The 22700-nt window shown below is 32.3% G+C and carries 17 protein-coding genes; 6 read left to right on the forward strand and 11 right to left on the reverse strand.

All coding sequences use genetic code 11. The annotated features are described in order from the left end of the window. Nucleotides 1–46 precede the first annotated feature (46 nt). Both EV144_RS05340 and EV144_RS05345 read left to right on the forward strand, forming a co-directional pair. Nucleotides 47–541 (forward strand): RNA polymerase sigma factor, encoded by a 495-nt coding sequence (locus tag EV144_RS05340; protein ID WP_134146839.1) that lies wholly within the window; start codon nt 47–49, stop codon nt 539–541. Nucleotides 542–549: 8 nt separating this feature from the next. Then, on the forward strand, nt 550–1182 hold the full coding sequence (locus EV144_RS05345; protein ID WP_134146841.1) for a hypothetical protein: 633 nt from the start codon (nt 550–552) through the stop codon (nt 1180–1182). A gap of 271 nt (nt 1183–1453) precedes the next feature. On the opposite strand, the gene EV144_RS05350 is transcribed toward EV144_RS05345, so the two are convergent. Further along, the gene (locus EV144_RS05350) at nt 1454–2263 is read right to left on the reverse strand and encodes a lysophospholipid acyltransferase family protein (protein WP_134146843.1); all 810 of its coding nucleotides are present in this window, start codon (nt 2261–2263) and stop codon (nt 1454–1456) included. 128 nt (nt 2264–2391) lie between these two features. After that, nucleotides 2392–3039 (reverse strand): NUDIX hydrolase, encoded by a 648-nt coding sequence (locus EV144_RS05355; protein ID WP_134146845.1) that lies wholly within the window; start codon nt 3037–3039, stop codon nt 2392–2394. A 91-nt stretch (nt 3040–3130) separates the two neighbouring features. Here EV144_RS05355 and EV144_RS05360 point away from each other — a divergent pair, with 91 nt between their 5' ends. The 4 genes from EV144_RS05360 (at nt 3131) to EV144_RS05375 (ending at nt 10771) form a co-directional block, all read left to right on the forward strand. Then, nucleotides 3131–3571: a DUF4268 domain-containing protein gene (locus tag EV144_RS05360; protein ID WP_134147547.1), complete on the forward strand. Its 441-nt coding sequence runs from the start codon at nt 3131–3133 to the stop codon at nt 3569–3571. Nucleotides 3572–3637: 66 nt separating this feature from the next. After that, a complete protein-coding gene (locus tag EV144_RS05365; protein WP_134146847.1) occupies nt 3638–6892 on the forward strand; it encodes a CDC27 family protein in 3255 nt (1084 codons plus the stop codon). Then, complete coding sequence (locus EV144_RS05370) at nt 6867–8801, forward strand: DUF3857 domain-containing protein (protein WP_166670539.1); 1935 nt, start codon at nt 6867–6869, stop codon at nt 8799–8801. The genes EV144_RS05365 and EV144_RS05370 overlap by 26 nt, the downstream gene beginning before the upstream one ends. Then, nucleotides 8801–10771: a DUF3857 domain-containing protein gene (locus EV144_RS05375; RefSeq protein WP_134146851.1), complete on the forward strand. Its 1971-nt coding sequence runs from the start codon at nt 8801–8803 to the stop codon at nt 10769–10771. The genes EV144_RS05370 and EV144_RS05375 overlap by 1 nt, the downstream gene beginning before the upstream one ends. Nucleotides 10772–10887: 116 nt before the next feature. On the opposite strand, the gene EV144_RS05380 is transcribed toward EV144_RS05375, so the two are convergent. The 9 genes from EV144_RS05380 to EV144_RS05420 form a co-directional block, all read right to left on the reverse strand. After that, nucleotides 10888–13062 (reverse strand): T9SS type B sorting domain-containing protein, encoded by a 2175-nt coding sequence (locus EV144_RS05380; RefSeq protein ID WP_134146853.1) that lies wholly within the window; start codon nt 13060–13062, stop codon nt 10888–10890. 32 nt (nt 13063–13094) lie between these two features. After that, a complete protein-coding gene (locus EV144_RS05385; RefSeq protein WP_134146855.1) occupies nt 13095–13505 on the reverse strand; it encodes a hypothetical protein in 411 nt (136 codons plus the stop codon). A gap of 20 nt (nt 13506–13525) precedes the next feature. Beyond that, complete coding sequence (locus tag EV144_RS05390) at nt 13526–14470, reverse strand: NAD(P)H-dependent flavin oxidoreductase (RefSeq protein WP_134146857.1); 945 nt, start codon at nt 14468–14470, stop codon at nt 13526–13528. A 12-nt stretch (nt 14471–14482) separates the two neighbouring features. Next, nucleotides 14483–16099 carry a S8 family serine peptidase gene (locus EV144_RS05395; protein ID WP_134146859.1) on the reverse strand — a complete coding sequence of 539 codons (1617 nt, stop codon included), beginning with the start codon at nt 16097–16099 and terminating at the stop codon, nt 14483–14485. A gap of 44 nt (nt 16100–16143) precedes the next feature. Continuing rightward, entirely contained in the window at nt 16144–17331 is a 1188-nt protein-coding gene (gene mnmA / locus EV144_RS05400) for a tRNA 2-thiouridine(34) synthase MnmA (protein ID WP_134146861.1), read from the reverse strand. 327 nt (nt 17332–17658) lie between these two features. Next, entirely contained in the window at nt 17659–18375 is a 717-nt protein-coding gene (locus EV144_RS05405) for a toxin-antitoxin system YwqK family antitoxin (RefSeq protein WP_134146863.1), read from the reverse strand. Nucleotides 18376–18469: 94 nt separating this feature from the next. Continuing rightward, complete coding sequence (gene yidC / locus EV144_RS05410) at nt 18470–20383, reverse strand: membrane protein insertase YidC (RefSeq protein WP_134146865.1); 1914 nt, start codon at nt 20381–20383, stop codon at nt 18470–18472. Between the two features lie 77 nt (nt 20384–20460). Continuing rightward, on the reverse strand, nt 20461–22077 hold the full coding sequence (locus EV144_RS05415) for a CTP synthase (protein ID WP_134146867.1): 1617 nt from the start codon (nt 22075–22077) through the stop codon (nt 20461–20463). Between the two features lie 233 nt (nt 22078–22310). Then, complete coding sequence (locus EV144_RS05420; protein ID WP_134146869.1) at nt 22311–22541, reverse strand: DUF3820 family protein; 231 nt, start codon at nt 22539–22541, stop codon at nt 22311–22313. Nucleotides 22542–22700 lie beyond the last annotated feature (159 nt).

Below are 22700 nucleotides of genomic sequence, written 5' to 3' on the forward strand. Positions count from 1 at the left end.
AATTTCACACTGTAACAAAAATGATTTTATAACTACTAATACCTATATGAGCGAAAGTCTAGAACAGTCATTTGTTGCGCAATTGCAGGAAAATCAGAATATAATCCACAAGATTTGTAGATTATATACTGCTGGAGAAGACGCTCATAAAGACTTATTTCAGGAAATTACTATTCAATTATGGAAGGCTTATCCAAAATTTAGAGGTGATAGTAAATTTTCGACCTGGACGTATCGTGTTGCGTTAAATACCGCCATAACCTTATACCGTAAAACCAAAAGAACCATATCTACCGTAGATTATGAAACGCATCAGCATTTTGTAAAGGATGTGGATTATAATTATGAAGAAGAAGAACAAATTAAATTGATGTATAAAGCTGTTTATCAATTAAATGATATCGAAAAAGCATTGGTTTTTATGTATCTGGAAGACAAAGATTATCAAGAAATAGCTATAACCTTAGGGATAAGCGAAGTGAATGCTCGTGTGAAAATGAACAGAATTAAAGGGAAACTTAAAAAAATATTAAATCCTTAAAGATTATTATGAAAGAACTGGATTTACTAAAAAAAGACTGGCAAAAGAACTCGAATTCTTTTGAACAAATTTCGGAGAAGGAAATTTATAAAATGATTCATAAAAAATCGTCTTCAATCGTGAAGTGGATTTTGATTATAAGCATTTTAGAAGTTTCTTTTTGGACGTTATCAAATTACTTTTCTAACATTGATGATTCTTTACAAAAAATGAATCATCCTGAAATTATATTGTACATGCAGATTTTAATGTACTTTAATTATGCCGTTGTATTTGTCTTTATTTATTTTTTCTATAAAAATTACAAAACCATCTCTACAACAGTTTCGACTAAATTATTAATGGGCAGTATTCTGAAAACCAGAAAAACGGTTCAATATTATGTTTGGTACAATTTAGGAATGATTGTCGTTTCTTGTATATTGAGTTTCTTTGTTGGATATGTCTATAATCCGGAAATGGCAGTAGTCCGCGAAAAACTGGCTATAAATGGTTTTGCAATGTTAGTTTCTGTCGGCTTGCTTGTAGTGCTTACTTTGTTTATTTTGGGAATCTTTTGGGGAATTTACAGATTGCTTTACGGAACGCTTTTACGTCGTTTGTATGCAAATTATAAGGAGTTGAAGAAAATTGATTTTTAGGAAAGGTTCAGAGGTACTTAGGTTCAAAGAGGCAAAGTTTTTTTTTAAGGTGCTAAGGTTCTGAGAAATTTAGCCGCTAAGACTCAAAGGCACAAAGGTTTTTGGTCTAATATTTTAAAATTGGTAATTATTAAAAACAAATAAAAGCCATTCAAATTTTGGTTTTAAATTGAAGAAAATATGGAGAACAATTATCCGCAATCCAAAACTTGAAACCTGAAACTTGAAACCCAAAACAATTCAAAAATCTAAAATCAGAAATCTAAAATTCCTAATAATCCCATCTTCTCATTTGGTTGAGTTCTTCTTGTACTTTTAGTTCTTCGGCTGGAATAACTTTTAAGAATGATGGATGCTGCTCTATTGCGTATTCTACTTTTTCTACGATTTCTTCGATTGTATCGTTTTCATAATCAATATCAAGAGGTTCTTTGATGATGAAAGATTGTAGAATTCCTTTCTTTTTCATTCGCAATCCTTTTTTATCAAACGAACGACGAAAACCGTCAATAACAATCGGGATTACGATTGGTTTATGCTGTTTTATAATATGCGCAGTTCCTTTACGAACGGGTTTAAACGATTTTGTAGTTCCTTGCGGAAATGTAATTACCCAACCGTCTTCTAGTGCAATTTTAATATTTTCAGTATCATTTGGGTTTACATCGCGTTTTTCAGTAACATCTACTCCTTTTGCGCGCCAGGTTCTTTCTACTGTAATTGCACCAACATAAGCTAGTATTCTTGGCAATAAACCTGCCTGCATAGTTTCTTTTGCCGCAACATAATACAGATTCATTTTGGGCTGCCACAAATAACCAATGTTCTTAATATTATCTTCACGTCCAGATAAACTTGCGTTAAAGACATGAAACATCGCTACAACATCGGCAAAATAAGTTTGGTGATTGGATATAAACAAAACATTGGTATCCGGAAGCGTTTTAATAATTTCAGATCCTTCAATCTGTAAATCATTAAAGCCTCTATATCTTCGGTGGGTCATGGCGCCCAGAATTCGGATTAGCCATTTCTTGATGAATAATATATGTCCAAAAGGATTTCGTTTAAACAATCCCATAGCAGTTTATCTTATTTTTTTGTTAGGTCGCAAACATACAAAATTTATTCATTTTGCCGTACTTTAAACAAATTTCGACAATAAAATCTTAATCTTATGAATATCAAATTGTTAAATTTTAAGTTTTATCAATTTTCTTTAAAAGTCGATTTTATAACTTCTCTCAACTCGCTTAAAATCATAGCGGTTGCGCCCCAAACAATATGATTTTGAATATTAAATGCCGGAACTAAAACATTAGATCCATAAGAAGTTGACAATGTGGCTTCGATAATGATTTCATCATTCAAAAAAACCGAAAGAGGCAATTCTATAACGTCCGCAACTTCTCTTACATCCGGATAAAAAGAAAGTTCTTCTGATGAAACTCCTAAAAATGGATGAACCAAAAAATTGCTTGGCGGAATATACACTGGCGTAAATTCCTTAATTATTTTTATTTTTTCTGGCAAAACGCCTACTTCTTCATGTGTTTCGCGCAAAGCCGTTGCTGCAAAATCTAAATCTGCTGTTTCGTACTTTCCGCCCGGAAAAGCGATTTGCGAAGAATGAACTCCATTATATGCATTCCTTACAATTAAAACTAAATGTGTTTTACCGTTTTTTGGATAAAGCAACATCATTACAGCGGCAATTCTAGGCTTTTTTTCTTCTAAATTAATGTTTTTCAAGGCTTCAAGTCGTTCTAGCGGCGCCATTTTTACGTGTGCCAATTCTCCTGGCAACGCTACGGGAATAATATTCTGAACATATTGCAAAAAATCTTGAAAATTCATGAGCAAAGTTTATTTTTGTACTTTCATTAAAAATATAAATATACTCCAGAAAACGCGTTTCTACAAGTTTTCTAAAATCAAAACCATAAAAATGTACAGCAGAGAAGAATCACAGAAGATGAAAAGAGAATTTTGGGTAGCTTTTGCCGAAAAATATCCGCGCAAATGGGTGCTGTATGATACAAAGATTAAAGATTTCTCTTTTAAATTTTATGTTGATAATAAGAAAGCTCAGGTTTTAATTGATATCGAACAAAGAAGTGATGAAAAACGAATTGCTTATTTTGAAAAATTAGAAGCGTTAAAAAATATTCTGGAAGACGAGTTTATCAAAGATTTAGTTTTCGAAAAAAATTATACGCTGGAAAGCGGCAAAACCATCAGCCGAATCTGGGTAGAAAAATTAGGCGTTGGTTTTAGCAATCGTAACAATTGGGAGGCCATTTTTGAGTTCTTTTTTGAAAATATGCACGCTTTAGAAATGTTTTATTTAGAATATGATGAATTTATAAAAGACATTGAAAACATTTAATAAATAAATCCTTATAACTAGATAGATTTAGTCAAAATTTTTATATTTGAAAAACCTAAATCTATAATGAGAAAACTTTTACTATTGTGTTTTTTAGTTTCATTTTCAAAAAACTATTCACAAACTGATTATGCGTTTGTTTACAATAATGATTCAATAATAAAAAAAGGCATTAGTCTTCATAATGACAAAAAATACGACGAAGCTCTTAAGGAGTATCGTAAAATTAGTAAAGTAGACCCTCAATATTTAAATGCTCAATACGAAATAGCTTTAACACTTAGTTCTCAAGATAAGAAAACAGAGTTTAGAGCCTTAACAGACGATTTGTACACTAAAGGAAAAATGAAAGATTTTCCAGAATTGTATCAAATTTATGGTATCTATTTAAGCAACGAAAAAGAGTTTGATTTAGCTGAAAAAATCTTCAAAGAAGGCGAAAAATATTTACCTAATTCTTCTAATTTTCTTTACAATTACGCCATTTTGTATGTGAGAAAAGAAGAGACTCAAAAAGCCGTAGATTTATTAGAACGTTCTATTAATAATAATCCAAATCATGCAGGATCACATTATCTTTTAGGTTCGCTTGCTTTTGAAAACGGAAAAATTACAGAAGGTACTCTAGCCATGATGACTTATCTGATATTGGCGCCAACTGGCCAATATGCCAATCAGGCTGTTTTGCATTTAAACTCAAATTACGGTCAGGATTTCCTTCATGAAAACAAAGTTGTTTTTTCAAAATCTGGAGATAATTTTGAAGAAATAGAAACGATTTTAAGAAACCAGTTACCCTTAAAAAAAGTATACAAAGTAAAATCTACTATTGACGATAAAATTACGCGTCAGATGCAGGCTGTTGCCGAATATGCGGTTGAACACAAAATGAGCGATGGCTTTTTTGAAACGTCTTATATTCCGTGGGTAAAAGATCTTGTTCAAAAAAATCAATTTGAAGCTTTTACTTATTTCAGTTTGCTTTCTATGGAAGATCAAATTGGTAAAGAACTTAACAAACAAAAGAAAAAAATACTCGCGTTTAATGATAATTACGTTCTAAAAGATTTTTGGAATGTATTTGGTAAAAGAAAACAAGATCTTTTTGGTAAAACCGAAGAAGTAATGATCTCGCTTAGAGACCGCAGACCTTTTATTATTGGGGTTCAGGTGAATGATAAATTTGAAGGAAAATGTAAATATTTAAATGCTGTTGGAAATCTAGCCGGTGAACTTAATTTTAAAAATGGAGAACTTGATGGCGAGCAAAAATATTATAATGATAAAGGCAATCTTACAGAGAAGAAATATTTTGCAAATGGAAAATTAACCGGCACCAGAACAACGTATTATGAGAACGGGAACGTTAATATATCTGAAAATTACAAAGACGATCTTTTAGACGGCATCAGTACTTCTTATTATCCGAATGGCGGTAAAAACTGCGAAATAAATTTTGCAAATGACCAGCGTAACGGAACTTTGGTTTGTTTGTTTGAAAATGGAGCTAAAAAGACTGAAATAGATTTTAGCAACGGCAAACTTAGCGGTAAATACAACTTATACAATCAATTAGGCGCTATAACGGAAAGCTACACTTGCAAAGACGACAAAATTGACGGAAACTATTTTGAATATTTTGACGGTAAACTTGTAAAAGCCGAAGCGGTGTATAAAGATGGCATAATCGATGGTTCTTTTAAGAACTACTATGTCAACAAAACTTTAGAAAAAGAAAACCTTTATACCGCAGGAAAAATCAATAAATCAACAGAATTTAATGCAAATGGTAAAAAGTTATACGAAACGATTTTTACTGACAAAGGAGAACTTGATACCTACAGCTATTTTAATGCTGACGGAGTTAAATATTTTGAAGAAAAATACAAATCGGGAGATTTAAAATCTGGACTTCAATACACTGCAAATTCTGAAAAACCAACAGAATTAAACTTAACCAAGAAAAATTTTGAGCTAAAAAACCTAGACGGAATTTTGAGAATTAAGGGTACTTTTGAAAAAGGCAAGAAAAACGGAGAATGGAAATATTTTTATAATAATGGTGTAGAAAGACTTAATGAGTTTTATCTGCAGGGAAAAGTAAATGGAATTATAAAAAATTACAACTCTAATGGTAATGTTGCCAGCATTTCTAATTATGTAAACGACACTATTCATGGTGTTTATGAGGTTTACAGCAGAAACTTAATCAACCAGGTTTATAACTACGATAAAGGACAGCAAAACGGGCCTTTTAAAACTTTCTACTCAAATGGCGCTGTAAGTACAGAAGGGTTTCTTAGTAAAGGATCTGTAGAGGATGATAAATTCACCTATTTTCAGAATGGAAATATTTCTATTATCGATCACTATATTGATGGTTATCTGGCGTATAGAAAAACATTTTCGCCTAAAGGAAAATTAGAAAACGAAATTGATTTTAAAAACAAAACCGGAAAATTTACTTACTCTTATAATGATGGTGTTTACAACAAAACCTATGATCTTAAAAATGGTGTTTTAGATGGTAAATTCATCATAAAAGACAAGTTTAAAACCAGCATGACCGATGCCGAATATTTAAACGGCGTACTTCATAATGTGCAAAAAGAATACAGCCCGCTGGGAACTGTTCTTACTGAAAAAAATTACTACTGTGGTAAATTAAACGGAATTAGTAAACACTATGATTATAATGGAAATCTACGATTTACAGAAGAACATGTTTTTGATGTTGAAAATGGAAAAACCATTCGTTATTACCACAACAAATTAAAAATGTCCGAATACAATCAGGAAAATGATTCTAATGAAGGCGAAACTGTTTATTACAATCAAAAAGAAGAACCGATATTAAAAGTAGGACACAAAGGAAATCAGGCTGTTTATTATATTAGAAAAAGCAAAACTGGCGAATTGAATGATAAAGTTGTAATTGAAAATCAGACGGCACAAATTACCTCTTTGTATCCGAATGGAAAAATTGCGATTCAATATAATCTTAACAAAGGAAATAACGACGGTAAGTTTGTTATTAATAATGTGGATGGAAAACCGGAATTTGAATGCGATTACAAAGACAATATTCTAAATGGTGACCGAATTGAATATTATGCTAATGGTAAAATCTACAAAAAAGAACATTTCACAAACAATGACTACGACGGTCCACAGGAATATTTTAAAGAAGACGGCAAGCAATGGCTGGTTGTTAATTTAAAAAATGACGAACTGCACGGAAACACCTTGATTTATAACGCTGGAAAACTAATAGAAACTAAAAAATATGATTCAGATGAATTGGTCGAAATTATCAGATAAAACTAGCATTCATCTTGCATTTTTTGTTTTTTTTTCAATTTCAGTAACAGCACAAAAATCGTTTCAGGATTTTAAAAATGTTTATCCCGACAATAACGAAATCATCTTGGATAACTCTGAGGTCTATGATATTTCGATTGCAAATAATGCACTTAAAATTGTACAGGACAATCATTATGAAGCGCTAATTCTAACACAAAACGGAATCCTTAATAACAAAGAATCTTTCTCGTATTCTGATTTGATTATGCTGAAAGGCTACGACGCTTACACTGTTCTTACCGAAAATGGAAAAGAGAAAAAGATAAAAGTTACGCAGAGTAATGAGAAACAATCGCAGCAAAATTCTATTTTTTATAATGACGTAAAAGAGCGCCAGCTTATTTTTCCGAGTTTAGAAACCGGCGCTAAAAAAGTATACAATTATCAAAACGAATTTCTAGATCCGCATTTACTGCATAAGTTTATATTTGGAAGTTATCTTCCGATGGAAAATGCTTCTATTGAAATTAGAACAGATAAAAATGTAGTGATTGATTATAAAATCTTTAATGATCCCAACAAAACAATTTCTTTTTCTAAAACAGAAAAAAAAGGAAAATGGGTTTATAAATGGGCATTGACCAATATAAAAGCCGCGAAATTTGAAGAAGGATCGCCTGGTTATTTATATGATGTTCCACACATTGACTTTTATGTAAAAGAATTTACTGCAAACAACAAAACGACACCGGTTTTGGGTGACGTTGCTGAATTGTTTAATTATTACAGAGGTTTTGTAAAAAACTTAAATAAGACCGAAGATCCAGATTTAAAAGCCTTTACATTAGAACTCACAAAAAATAGTAAAACTGATGAAGAAAAGGTAAAAACAATTTTTTATTGGGTAAAAGAAAACATCAAATACATTGCTTTTGAAAACGGATACGAAGGTTTTATTCCGCGCGAAGCGAGTTTGGTTTATCAACGAAAATTTGGCGACTGTAAAGATATGGCAAGTATTATTTCCTGCATGTCTAATTATGCCAATGTAAAAGACGTAACCATTGCCTGGATCGGGACACGAGAAATTCCATATTCTTATAATGATTTAGCGACGCCTTCTGTAGACAACCACATGGTTGCCGTTTTTAAAAAAGACAAAGACTACATCTTTTTGGATGGAACCGACAAAGAAACACGTTACGGAATCCCGACTTCTTTTATACAAGGAAAAGAAGTGCTGTTTAACGAAAATGATCAATACAAAATTTACCCTGTTCCTGTTGTTCCTGCAAACCAGAATGAGATTAAGGAAACGGTAAATTTAACAATCAATAACAGCAAATTAGTCGGAACTGCAAAAATGGAAAGATACGGCTATAACAGAAGTCATATTTTAATGCAGATTGGGGATGCGTCTAACAAAACGCGTCTTGACATGATAAAATCTTTAGTATTAAAAGGCAATAATAAATTTAATCTAAAGAATTTTAAAGAAGAAAATTTAACCAACAAAGACCTTCCTTATACAATTGATTACGATTTTGATCTGGACAATTATATTGTAAAAGTGGACAAGGAAATCTATGTAAATCTATTTTTAGACCGAATTTTAGAATCTACAACACTTGCAAAAGACCGTGTATCGCAATACGAATTTGATTATCTCACACAGTTTACAAATCAGTATGCATTAGAAATTCCGAAAAACTGCACGATAAAATACCTTCCAAAAAATTTCACTCTAGACAATGATTACATTAAAGCTGATTTTACTTATCAGCAAAAAGGCAATATGCTTTATCTTAATGTAAGTCTCGCGCAAAAGAAATTATTACTCAATAAAACCGATTTTGAGCCGTGGAATGAAACCATTAAAAAACTAAAAACCAACTATAACGAAACCCTAATTTTATTAGAAAAATAATGAAAAACCAATTACTAAAATCAATTTTTACCTGTATTGCTTTGTTTGTTACCTCAGTTTTTTTTGGTCAGGAATACAGCTTTAAAAATTATGACTGGAACGAAGCCGAGAACACGATTAATGTTCCTCAAAAATATAAAGACGAGAAAGAAGTCATTCTAAACCGAACCATTAAAATAGAAATGGTTATCGAGAAAAATCAGGCAGCACAGTATCGTTTAATTCACGAAAAAAAATACATCAATTCTGATGATGCTATTGAGCGTAACAACAAAATCTACATTCCGTTTGATAATGACGTAAATATTTTGGTTACGAAAGCGCGCGTAATTCAGAAAAACGGAAAAGTAATTACGCTGGACAAAAAAGACGTAAAAGAAGAAGTTGACGAAGAAAAAGGAATGAAATACCATTATTTCGCCTTAAATGGTCTTGAAAAAGGTTCTGTTATCGAAAAATTATATGTGTTTGAAGAAGCGCCAAATTTAAAAGGAAATACCGTAAAAATGCAGGATGAATATCCTATTGCAGACTGCAGTTTTGAATTGATTGCTCCAGAACATTTAGTTTTTAAAACCAAATCTTACAATGGTTTAAGCGAACCGGTTTTAGACGATAAAAAAATCGAACATAAAAAGATTTTAACTGTTACAGAAAAAGATGTACCTGCTCTAAGCGATGATGAAGAGTATTCTAATTGGAATGTGAGGATAAAACTTTTTAGATACAAACTAGACAGCAACACTTACACAGGAGGCAAAAATTTAAATAGCTTTAAAGAATATGCTACTTCAACTTTTGAAATAATTAATCCTGCTCTAGACAAAAAACAAGAAAAAGCGGTTGCCTCTTTTTGCAGCGGAATAGAAGTTTCTAAAGATCCTCAGGAACAAATCTGGAACATCGAAAACAAAATTAAAAAGACAATTGTTTACGATAAATATATTGATACAAAACCAGGTTTAAGCGACGTTATTAAAACCAAACAAGCTAATAGTCTTGATATTATACGTTTGTATATCGCCGTTTTTAAATATTTTAAAATTGAGCAGAATCTTGTATTTACTTCAAACCGTTACAAAATTCCGTTTGATAAAGATTTTGAAAGTCAGGAAAATTTAAGCGAATTTCTGTTTTATTTCCCAGCAGTAAAAAGTTACCTTACTCCTACTGAAATTGAATATAGAATTCCGCTTTTCCCAAATAATTTAGGAAATAACAACGGATTATTTATCAAAGAAAAAGTTTTTGCCGGCGTACCAATGGGAATTGGTGAAGTTAATTTTATCGAAATCCCGGGAACTGAAATCACACATGATTTTATGGATATCACGGTTGATTTTACAAAAGATATCGAAAATCCGCTTATCACAAGTAATATGACTTACGGAGGTTATTCTGGATTGAATTTCCAACCGATTAAAGATTTTGTTTCTGCAGAACAATACCAAACGATGCTGAAAAGTATTGCCGAAAATTATACGTTGAAAACAGAATATAAAACGCTTACAACAGAAAATGACGGAACTAATTTTATTGGTAAAAAACCATTTAAATTGAATTTGACTTTTGATGGTAAAGATATGATTCAGAAAGCCGGAGGAAATTATTTATTTTCTGTTGGACAAACAATCGGGCGCCAAATGGAGCTTTATCAGCAGAATAAAAGGGAACTTCCTATAGAAATTGAATATCCGCATTATTACACCAGAAAAATCAAAATTCTATTGCCAGATGGTGCTAAAATTAAAAACCTGGATAAGTTTGCTATGAATTTCAAAACAGAACTTAACGGCAAAACCGAAGCTGCTTTTACCAGCAATTATGCTCAAAATAAAAATGAAGTGACAATTGAAAATACTGAATTTTACAACATCATTAATTATCCGTTAACAAGTTTTGACCAATATAAAGCAGTCATAAACGCAGCTGCTGATTTTAATAAAATTGTTGTTATTGTGACACAATAGTAACAATTAAAATTCCAAATAAAAAATCCAAATTCCAATGTCTTACTTGATATTGAAATTTGGATTTTTTTTATTAAAATTTAAACTATTCTATTATTGAAAGACTTATTAAGTAGTTATCTTTTTAGCGTAAAATGACCTTTCTTAGCTATTCCGTTTTCAAATACTAAGTGAAACCAATAATCAGAAGATGGCAATGGTACTCCATTATAATTTCCGTCCCAGCTCTCACTCTTTCCTAAATTTTTTAACAATTTCCCATACCTATCATAAATATAGATATTATAATTCTGATCATTTATTCCTGTAATTTTCCAGTTATCATTAAATTCATCTCCATTTGGCGTAAAAAACTTTGGTATGACATAATCTTCTTCTTCGTTTTGCTGACAATCTGAGCTAACATTAGAAACATATAAATTTATTTTTGTCTTTGCACTGCAAGAAGTATTAGTTTCTGTAACATTAACAATTATCTCTTCAAAATTTTTGGTAGAATTAGTATAGGATTGATTAATCAAACTAGTAATATCATTTCCTTTTGTATCAAAATATGAAAAAGTAAAAAGTGAAGGATCATTTACAAGAACTGCATTAACTTTTGATAAATCAAATTCTGCAAGACCTGTTCCTTTCAAATCACATTTATACATATCCGATATAGGATTTAAGGTAAATGAAGAAATAGTTTGTAATTCAATTTTAGTTTCCTGAAAACAACTTGGATTATTTTTATTGGCTACTTTTATATTTATTTTTTCAGAATAAGGCTCAATATTAGAATAATTAACTGGTAAAGGAGACGGCAGTTTATTTCCTAGTTTATCTGTATAAGTAAAAATAAAATTGCTAGAATTTTCAACCAAATCCGTTTCAATTGATCCTAAATTGAAACTTGAAGAAAACCCATTTCCTAAATCAGCGCAAGATTTTAATACCGGAATAGTATTTAATACTGGTTTTTGCGTATTTACATAATTATAAGTATTAAAAATGTAAACTGCACCAGTATAGCCAATATAGTTTTGACCGTTTGCATCTAAAGCGTCCCAAAATGCACCAATAAATAAATCATTTTCATACAAAGAAATTGAACCTGCAAACCAATCACTATTCCGTTTTATGTTTGATACCACAGTTTGATATTCAGCCCAGGTACCTTCGTTTCCTTTTTTAAACATATATACATGTCCAAAAACTTTTGATAAATTTCCGTTGACATCATATTCATATTCGCTTCCCCGCACGGCTATTTGATCTTTATAGACTTCCATTTTATTACCAAAAGCAAAAAAATTAGCTGAGCCATTAGAGGCTCTTAATTTTTGATAACCATTCCATTCCCCGCTTGAGTTTTTCTTAAAGATATAAACACCACCTAACATAGTAAGCGGTCCCCCGCCATCTCCACTCAAATTAGAATCATAATCATCTTCACCTGGAGCCGCAACCATGATCCCGTTTTCATTGATTTTTACAATCTCACCAAATCTATCCTGCGTTGCTCTAAAATCGTAAGCCGTTAATTTTTTAGTTTCCTGCCAGGTATTAGAATTATTATTTTTTTCAAATACATAAGCTGCACCGGGCGAGTTAATTCCTTCTTCCACCGCGCCAACAACAATTGTATTTTTGTAAATAGCCACAGAATTACCAAAAGAATCTCGTCTCTCTCTATCGCTTGCTACTATTTTTTGTACTAATGACCAAACTCCATCAGTACCTTTATAAAAAATATATGCTGCACCTGCATTTTCTAAATAATTATTTAAACTACTATCTGTACTATTATATGATGAACCTACGACCATAAAATTTTCTGAAATAGCAATCCTAGAACCATAATTATCAAACAAAGAATTTTCGTCTCTGGCTATTTTTTGCTTAAATATATAATTATCATTACTATCTCTCTCGTACATATATACGGCATTTCCAGAAGGAATTGCAACATCACAACCAACAATTGCAAGTGTTTTTCCTTCCATAAATAATACAGAACCAAAACCACAATAGTTTCTTGCATCTGGAAGTGAAAGTTCCTGATATATTGTCCAGCCGTCGCAATCTTGTTTTGCAATATAAACTTTACCCGCATTTTCTACATTACCTACTTCTGTCTGATCTGCACCATATGCAGCATAACCATCATAAGTTGCGACAGCAAAACCAAAATCATTATCTCTAACTCTTACTGGTTCGACAATTTTAAAATTTTGTTTCCATTCTTGAGAAGAAACAGATAGTACAAAAAGTAACAAAAAAAATGTAGTAATATTTTTTATTTTCATAGTTAATTACAAAAAGTCAATGAACTGCTTAGCTAAACCGTAACCATATTATAAACAATAATATGATCATCATAATTAATGTAAAGCTGTTTGCGATAATCTTGCTTTTTGCGGGTTATTATAGAAAGTTTACACTCTCTTCCGTCGTTATCTTTGCACATAAAAGAATAGACAATATCGGTATCATTTTCTTCGCGTTCAATGTAATTCAAAATATTAAACAACTGAATTTCCATTGAATACACTACGATTCTATGTTTATTAGTATCTAAAATTACCGAAAGATTTACCAGATCCAGATTAGACCATTCTCCCCATTTACCTTTTTCATTTTTTTCCAGAACACTAAATCCAGAAGTTTTAAATTGGTACGTCTGCGCATAAGACTGCTGCAGGCCTAAACCTAAAAAAAGTAAAATTATATAAGTGCGCATAGCATTCATGGAGTATTTCTTACAAGTAGTTAAAATTCAAATTTAGTCTTTTCTTTGCAGGCAATTTCAAATTCCGACATCATTTCTTGAATTATTTTTTCAGCCGGCAGAATTTCATGAATAATTCCAGCAATCTGCCCAATTTCTAATTCGCCTTCATCCAGATCTCCTTCAAACATTCCTTTTTTGGCTCTTGCTCTGCCTAAAAGTGTTGTAAGATCTTCTTTAGAAGGACATTTTTCATACAAATCCTGAATATCCTGATAAAACTTATTTTTAACCAATCTCACAGGCGCTAACTCTTTTAAAGTCAAATGCGTATCTCCTTCTTTTACTTTAACTATTTTTTCTTTAAAATTATTGTGTGACGAAGATTCAACAGAAGCTGCAAAACGACTTCCAACCTGCACACCATCGGCACCCAGAACCATTGTGGCAAGCATTCCTCTTCCGGTTGCAATACCTCCTGCGGCGATAATCGGAATCTGAATTTTTTCTTTCACCATCGGGATCAAAGTCAGCGTAGTCGTTTCATCACGTCCGTTATGTCCACCAGCTTCAAAACCTTCTGCCACAATCGCATCAACACCTGCATCCTGCGCTTTTAAGGCAAAAACACTGCTGCTTACAACATGCACAACCTTAATCCCTTTTTCTTTCAGGAATGCAGTCCACGTTTTAGGATTTCCTGCCGAAGTAAAAACAATCTTTACCCCTTCTTCTACCACAATATTTATAATTTCTTCGATGTTAGGATATAACATCGGGATATTAACTCCAAAAGGTTTATCGGTAGCTTTTTTACATTTCTGAATATGTTCCCTTAATACTTCGGGATACATCGAACCTGCACCAATAAGACCTAAACCGCCAGCATTGCTTACGGCAGAAGCCAATTTGTAACCGCTGTTCCAAATCATTCCGCCTTGAATTATTGGGTATTTTATATTAAAAAGCTGTGTAATTCTATTCATTAAAAAATGCTGTTATTGTTTGATTATCTTTCCTGTTTTGCGCAATCCGTCAGCATCAAAAGTATAAAAATAAAGACCGCTTTTAAGGGCTTGTAAAGAAAGAACCGGGTTTTGAGTAGTAATTTGTTTCTCGATAAGTTTCTGTCCTAAAATAGAATAAATAGCAACCGAAGCCGTATTACTTTCGTTTAAAAACGAAAACGAAATATCGCTTTGCACAGGATTTGGAAAAACAGAAAAAGCATCAGAAGAAGCAACAAAACGTTCTACCCCCAAAGTCGATCCAAAATTCGGAATTCCATAACCATAATTATTATTTGGACTAGTAAATTTATCAGCTGATTCTACAATCATTTTTCGAATTTCTTTATTGGTTTTAGCTGGAAAAGCCTGCCATAAACACGCCACCATTCCAGCCATTATCGGACACGAAAATGAAGTTCCGTTGATCGTAGCAATTGTTCCTGTTGTTGTCGAAACCACTGCTGCAGTTCCCTGTGCCATGACATCGGGCTTTATCCGATTATCAAAAGTTGGCCCTATAGAACTAAAGGATGATTTTACTTTTGCATTATCAACAGATCCAACCGTAAGAACCGAAACTGCATCTGCAGGCGCACCTACATGTGGTTCTGCCGTATTACCCTCATTTCCAGCTGAAGCCACAACAAATATTCCTTTGCTAAAAGCCATTTCAGCACCACGCGAAATAAAAGTTGTAGTGCCATTCATATCGCTGTAAGTATGACTGTAATTAGTTTTATCAGAGGCAAAATAACCCAAAGAAGTCGTAATAATATCTACTCCTAAACTATCGGCTTTTTCTGCCGCTTCAACCCAAAGGGATTCTTCAACGGGATTTTCAGAAAGATCATTTTCTGTAATAAACAAATAATAAGAAGCATCTGGAGCAGTTCCTACCAAAGCATTTTCTTTGTAACCGCCCATTGTAGAGAGAACCATAGTGCCATGATCGTCGCCTGCATAAAAGTTTTCGCTTCTGGAAACAAAATCGTAACCGCCTAAAATTCTGTTATTCGTTCTCAGATTTTCAAAAGGCTGTGCCGTATTTACACCCGGGAAACCAGCGTCTAAAACCGCAATTACTTTACCCGAACCCGTATAATTTTGCTGATGTAAAACCTGTCCGTTCAACATCTGAATTTGATTGGCAGAAGTTCCGTAATTGTAATTGATCTCCGTTTTGAATTTTTCTTTTGTTTGAGCAATTTTATTTTCGGAAACTTTTTTTGAAGTAATATTTAAAGCTTTGTTCGCAAAAACTACTTTTTCTACAAACGTTAATAGTTTTAATGCATTAATATTGGCTTGAGTACCACGAATATGCAATGCGTTTAACCATTTTGATTTTGACATTATGATTATACCTGCACTGGCTTTTATTTGATTTACGTATGATTTTTCTAAAGGCGCATCGGTTAAATTTAAAGCAATATTTTGATTCGTCCTACGATCTAATGCTCTCTGCGAAAGCATTGTCAAAGGAGCGTCTAAATATTGCTGTGTATTTGGTTTGCCAGAAAAGTAAACCCACGCATCTTCTTCTACTTGCGAAAACATAGCAGAAGAAAAGAATAATATAATAAATGTAAAGTAGTAGTGTTTCATCGGATACTTTTTTAAAAGGAAAACCTTTGTAAAAAAGTATAAAGCTAAGAAATTACTCCCGAACCAACTAATTCATTATCGAAATACCAAGCAGCAAACTGACCTTCTGTTACAGCAGATTGCGGTTCATCAAAACGAATGTACATTCCGTCTTCAAACTGATGCAAAGTTGCTTTTTGCAAAGGCTGACGATAACGGATTCTTGCCATTACTTCCATACTTTCTCCAACTTTTAAAGCCAAATCTGTACGTATCCAGTGTACTTCTGATTTTTCTATAAATAAAGCTTTTCTAAACAAACCAGGGTGCTGGCTTGTTAAACCAGTATAAATAGTATTGGTTTCAACATTTGTAGCAATAATAAACAACGGATCTGTAGTTCCGCCCACGTTTAGTCCTTTACGCTGTCCGATTGTAAAATAATGTGCTCCTTGATGTTTCCCAACCACTTTTCCCATTGTAGGAAGATAATTTAGTTTTTGAGATTCTAATTTCAATTCTTCTTCTAAAGATAAACCAGCAGGTTTCTCGATATTGTAAATTGGATCATTTTTATCAATCTGAACTATTTTACCTTCTTTAGGCTGTAATTTTTGCTGCAAAAATTCTGGTAAACGAACTTTACCAATAAAACATAAACCTTGAGAATCTTTCTTTTCTGCTGTTACCAAATCCATTTCAGCAGCGATTTCACGTACTTCCGGTTTTGTTAAAGCACCAATTGGAAACAATGATTTTGCTAATTGTTCCTGAGATAACTGACACAAGAAATAAGATTGATCTTTGTTGGTATCTGCACCGGCAATTAATTGATAAACAGGTTTTCCGTCCACTTCAATTTCACTTTTTTGACAATAATGACCTGTTGCCACATAATCTGCACCAAGACTTAAAGCAATTTTCATGAAAACATCAAATTTGATTTCGCGGTTACAAAGCACGTCAGGATTTGGAGTTCTTCCTTTTTCGTATTCGTTGAACATATAATCAACGATTTTCTCTTTGTATTCTTCGCTTAAATCAACGGTTTGAAACGGTATTCCGAGTTTTTCTGCTACTAATAAAGCATCATTACTATCTTCTAACCAAGGACATTCATTAGAAATAGTAACCGAATCATCATGCCAGTTTTTCATAAAAAGGCCAATAACTTCGTAACCCTGTTGTTGCAATAAATAAGCAGCAACACTAGAATCTACACCACCAGAAAGTCCAACAACTACACGTTTCATTTTAACTCGTTTATATTTACAAGGGTGCAAAGGTACGCCAAAATATAGATAATTATAGTAGTTTTGATTAGTTTATACAATCCTGCTGTAGATAAAACTTATAGCTTTTTAATAGCGTAAGATCCTGTTTTGATATTTATATCTATTTAAAGTATAATTTTTCTCGCAGATTTTGGAGATTTAGCAGATAGTTGAAATAATTATTTAATATCAACTTAAAACAAAAATGTACTTAATGTATATCTTGCTTATACATTAAATACATTTTTAATATGTTCAATTTAAAACCTTTGTAGCTTAGAACCTCAGTACCTTTAAACCTTTCCTCTACTCCATTTTAGGTTTTGAATTCGCTTGGTAATTACTTTTTGGATCACTCATATTTACTTGCTTCGTTTTTCCTTTGGTTGTAAATTGCCACATTCCAACTTTTTTTCCGTTTAGAAATTTCCCTTTAGAAGCAACTGATCCGTCAGTTTCGTAAAAAACAGCATCACCGTTATACTCATCATTTTTATACGTTGACTGTTCTAAAAGCGATCCATCCTGACCCATTTTTTTATAGATTCCATCTCTAAGACCATTTTTATACATCATCTCTTCTGCCACTTTAGCATTCGGATAATATATTGTTCTAAGGCCTTCTAGTTTTCCGTTTTTATAATTTTCGAGCGTCATCAAAACGGTCGAAGCTTTATGATAAAACTTCCATTCGCCGTCGTGAGCTTTGCCTACTTCTTTTCCTTCGCTTACTTTATTTTTATTCTGATCGTAAAAAATAGTATACGAACTGCCATCATTTGCACTAAAATCGCGAGTCGCTATAACATCTCCTTTTTTGGTATCATCAAAAAACTTAAACACTCCCGTTTCTTTACCGTGGCTAAAAGTTCCTTCATAACGAGGTCTTTTAGATTCTGTATAAATTCCTTTCCATAATCCATCTTTTTTGCCTTCAGCATCCAATTTGTTTACGGCTGTCTGAGCATTCATAAAAAAAGCATTTAAGAAAACTAATCCGAATATGAGTTTTTTGTAAATCATTTTATACTTTGTTTTTTAGCTAAACGAAAATCTAAATTATAAATTATAGCGGTATAAAAAAAATCCCGATTAAATCGAGATTTTTTTATAGAACTTATTTCTTTTTATTCTGAGCTTTTGCAGCTTCTTGTTGTTCCATCACTTCTTGAAGACGTTGTTGAAACTTGCTTTGCTTTTTAGGCTCTTTTAATTTATTTTCCTGAATTTGAGCGTGAATTTTGTCTGTATCAACAATATAATTTTTGATTACAAACATAATTCCGATTGTGATTAAGTTTGAAATAAAGTTATACAAACTCAAACCAGCACCATAACTATTGAAGAAAATTAACATCATTAATGGCGAAACATAAATCATGATTTTCATCATTTTTGCCATATCCGGCATACCTTCTTGTTGCGGCGCTGCCATTTGCTGATCTCCAGAAGTCATTTTCATGTAGAAGAAAATTGCAATTGCAGCCAAGATTGGAAACAAACTGATATGATCTCCGTACAATGGAATATGAAAAGGTAATTTTACTACAGCATCAAATGAAGATAAATCGTCTGCCCAAAGGAAGCCTTTTTGTCTTAACTCAAAAGCAGATGGGAAAAACTGGAACGATGCATACATAAAAGGAAGCTGAATCAATGCCGGAATACATCCTGCCATTGGGTTTACACCTGCTTTGTTGTATAATTTCATTGTTTCCTGTTGTTTCTTCATTGGGTCTTTTTTGAATTTTTCTCCCAATTCTGAAATCTCAGGACGTAAAACTTTCATTTTAGCCTGCGACAAGAATGACTTATAGGTAATTGGCGACATAGCCAATTTGATAAGAATTGTAAAAATAATAATCGCAATTCCTAGAGACAATCCAATTGTTGAACTTAAGAATCCGAATAATGGAATAAAAATCCATTTATTGATCCATCCGAAAATCCCCCAACCTAATGGAATAATTTTTTCGAAATTTTTATCGTATGATTTTAATACTTTGTAATCAGCCGGTCCAAAATACCAGCTCATTTTATAATCAACTTCTCCGTTAGAAAAAGCTAACGGCACAGTTGCTTTAAATTGTTTTGTAAAAACAGTATCTATTTTTTCGTCTTTTACTAAGTTATCAGATTGCAATCTTGATTTCTCAAAAGCTTTATCAGTAGATAATATAGTAGTAAAAAAGTGCTGTTTAAAAGCTATATAACTTACCTTTTCAGGAGTTTCTTCTTTTCCTTCTCCGTTAGCACTTACAGAACTGTACTTTTCATCACCATACTCATATTCAATTTGAGCATAACGATTTTCATAAGATATACTTTTTTCGTTTCTGTATGTTTTTAAATCCCAAACTAAATCTAATGGTTTAGAAGAATTTAAAACTTTATTTAAACCTTGAGAACGAATATCAAAACCAACTAAATAATCGTTTGGTTTTAATATGTATTTGTATTCTAAAAATTCGTTTGCACCTGCTTTTAAACGCATTGACAAAACCTGATCTGCTCCAACTTTAGTGAGTGTTGGTTCAAAAAACAAATCTTTAGAGTTTAAAGTTCTGTTATCTGTCGTTTGTAATTGAATGTTTAGATTAGAATTATTGTCTTTAATTAATTCTACTAATTGACCAGAATTTTTCTCAAATCTTTTAAATTCTTTCAATGTAGCTTCAACTATGTAACCACCTTTGTTAGCGATTTTTAGTTTGATCTTTTCATTTTCGATTGTAGTAAAAGATTCTTTTGCAGAAGGAAGCGTTGCTGAATAAGCAAAACCACCTAAACTTTTTTGCAATTCTGCTATTTGAGCCGTGTCACCTGGCGTTGCTGCCGTAACCGGTACAACTGCAGTTTTAGTTTTATCAGCTTTAGCCTGAGCTTCTTGTTTAGCTACTAATTCTTTCTTGGCTTTTTCAGCAGCAATCTCTTTTTCAGAAGGTTGATTTTGGTACATAATCCAAATCAAAATTCCAAATATCAATACAAAACCAATGATTGAATTAAGGTCAAATTTTTTTTCTTCCATTATTGTTTAAAAAAGTTATTCGTTTAAGGCTATTAGTAATGAGTTGATCTCAAACGTTACATCCTCTTAGAATATAATTATTGTTTTTTATGTGAATTTACAGCAGCTGCTACAAAGTTTACAAAAATTGGATGCGGATTGGCAACTGTACTTTTGTATTCTGGATGATATTGTACTCCAATAAAGAATGGGTGATTCTCTAATTCTACAATTTCTACCAAACCTGTATCAGGATTAACACCAGAAGCTTTTAAACCAGCTTTTTGTAATTCGTCTGCGTATTTATTATTGTACTCATAACGGTGGCGGTGACGCTCCGAAATAGTTTTTTGTCCGTAAATTTTGTGTGCTAAAGTGTTTGGCTTAATATCACATTTCCAAGCTCCAAGACGCATTGTACCACCTTTGTCTGTAATTGTTTTTTGCTCTTCCATTAAATTCACAACAGGATGAGGCGTTTTTTCGTTCATCTCTGTAGAATTCGCTTCAGCGTAACCTAAAATATTTCTAGAATATTCGATAACAGACATTTGCATTCCTAAACAAATTCCGAAAAACGGAATATTATTTTCACGTGCATAACGAACTGCTTCGATTTTTCCTTCAATACCTCTTTCTCCAAATCCTGGTGCAACCAAAACTCCATCAAGAGGTCCTAGTTTTTCTTCCACATTATCAATATTAATGTGTTCTGAGTGTATAGAAATTACGTTTACTTTAGTTTCGTTTGCAGCTCCTGCATGAATAAACGCCTCTAAAATAGATTTGTAACAATCCTGCATTTCTACATATTTACCAATTAAACCAATATTTACGGTTTGTTTTGGGTTTTTTAAACGGCGTAAAAAAGTATTCCAAGTCTTAAGGTCTGGCAAAGCTTTTTTAGGTAAATCTAATTTCTTTAAAGCCACAACATCTAACCCTTCTTCAAGCATTAAATTTGGAACTTCATATATGGTAGAAGCATCAATTGACTGAATAACTGCTTCTTTTTTTACATTGCAAAATAAAGCTAGTTTTTGGCGTAATTCCTGAGACAATTCGTGCTCGGTTCTACAAACCAAAATATCGGCTTTAATACCGCTTTCCATCAAAGTTTTTACTGAGTGCTGCGTTGGTTTTGTTTTTAACTCACCTGCAGCAGCCAAATAAGGAACTAATGTTAAATGAATAACGATTCCGTTGTTTTCTCCTAACTCCCAAACTAACTGACGAACAGACTCTATATAAGGTAAAGATTCAATATCCCCAACAGTTCCTCCGATTTCGGTAATCACAATATCATAATCTCCAGATTTACCCAGCAATTGCATTCTGTCTTTGATTTCGTTGGTAATATGAGGAACAACCTGAACTGTTTTTCCTAAAAATTCCCCTCTTCTTTCTTTTTCAATAACCGAAAGATAAACTCTTCCTGTAGTAACGTTATTGGCCTGAGAAGTAGGAACGTTTAAGAAACGCTCGTAGTGTCCTAAATCTAAATCTGTTTCTGCACCATCATCTGTAACATAACATTCTCCGTGTTCATATGGATTTAAAGTACCTGGATCCACATTAATATATGGGTCAAATTTTTGAATAGTAGTACGGTAACCTCTTCCTTGTAATAATTTTGCCAAAGAAGCTGCGATAATTCCTTTTCCTAAAGATGAAGTCACACCTCCTGTAACAAAAATATATTTTGTTTGATTCATTCTGTTGTCTGTTTGTATGTAGTTGTGTAAAAAACTTGGCAAAAGTACAAATTTAATTGGACAATTTAGATATTAGACTTCTTAGATTTTTAGAAATTTAGATTGGTAAATTATTTCTTTTTTCAAATTAGAAATAAATACTCTTCTACGTTAAATTATTTTTATTCTTTACAATATTTCCAAGTATTAAAATGAAAATTTTATCTAATAATCTAACAATCCAAAAATCTAAATTACGGTTTCGGATATCGTTTTTTAATATTACGAATTAACTCTTCCAAACCATTCAATTTCAACTCATAAATAAGCTGCAGTTGCTGGCCTAATTCTCCTTTTGGAAATCCTTTATTCTGATACCAAACGACATAATATTCAGGCAAATCTATTAAATAACGTCCTTCGTATTTTCCGAAAGGCATTTTGGTGTGGGCTAATTTTATGAGAAGTTTATTGTCTTGTTCCATTTTTATAAAAGAAAAAGAAGCAAGAATAAAGAATATAGAATTCCCTTTCTTGCTTCTCTTGCAAAGCTATTATTATTTTAAAAAAATATTTCTATTTGATATGAATTATTTTTTAAACCATATAAGTTATATAAGTTCATTTAAATAACTAGAGCTTAC

This window comes from Flavobacterium sp. 270 (assembly GCF_004368785.1).
GTDB lineage: Bacteria > Bacteroidota > Bacteroidia > Flavobacteriales > Flavobacteriaceae > Flavobacterium.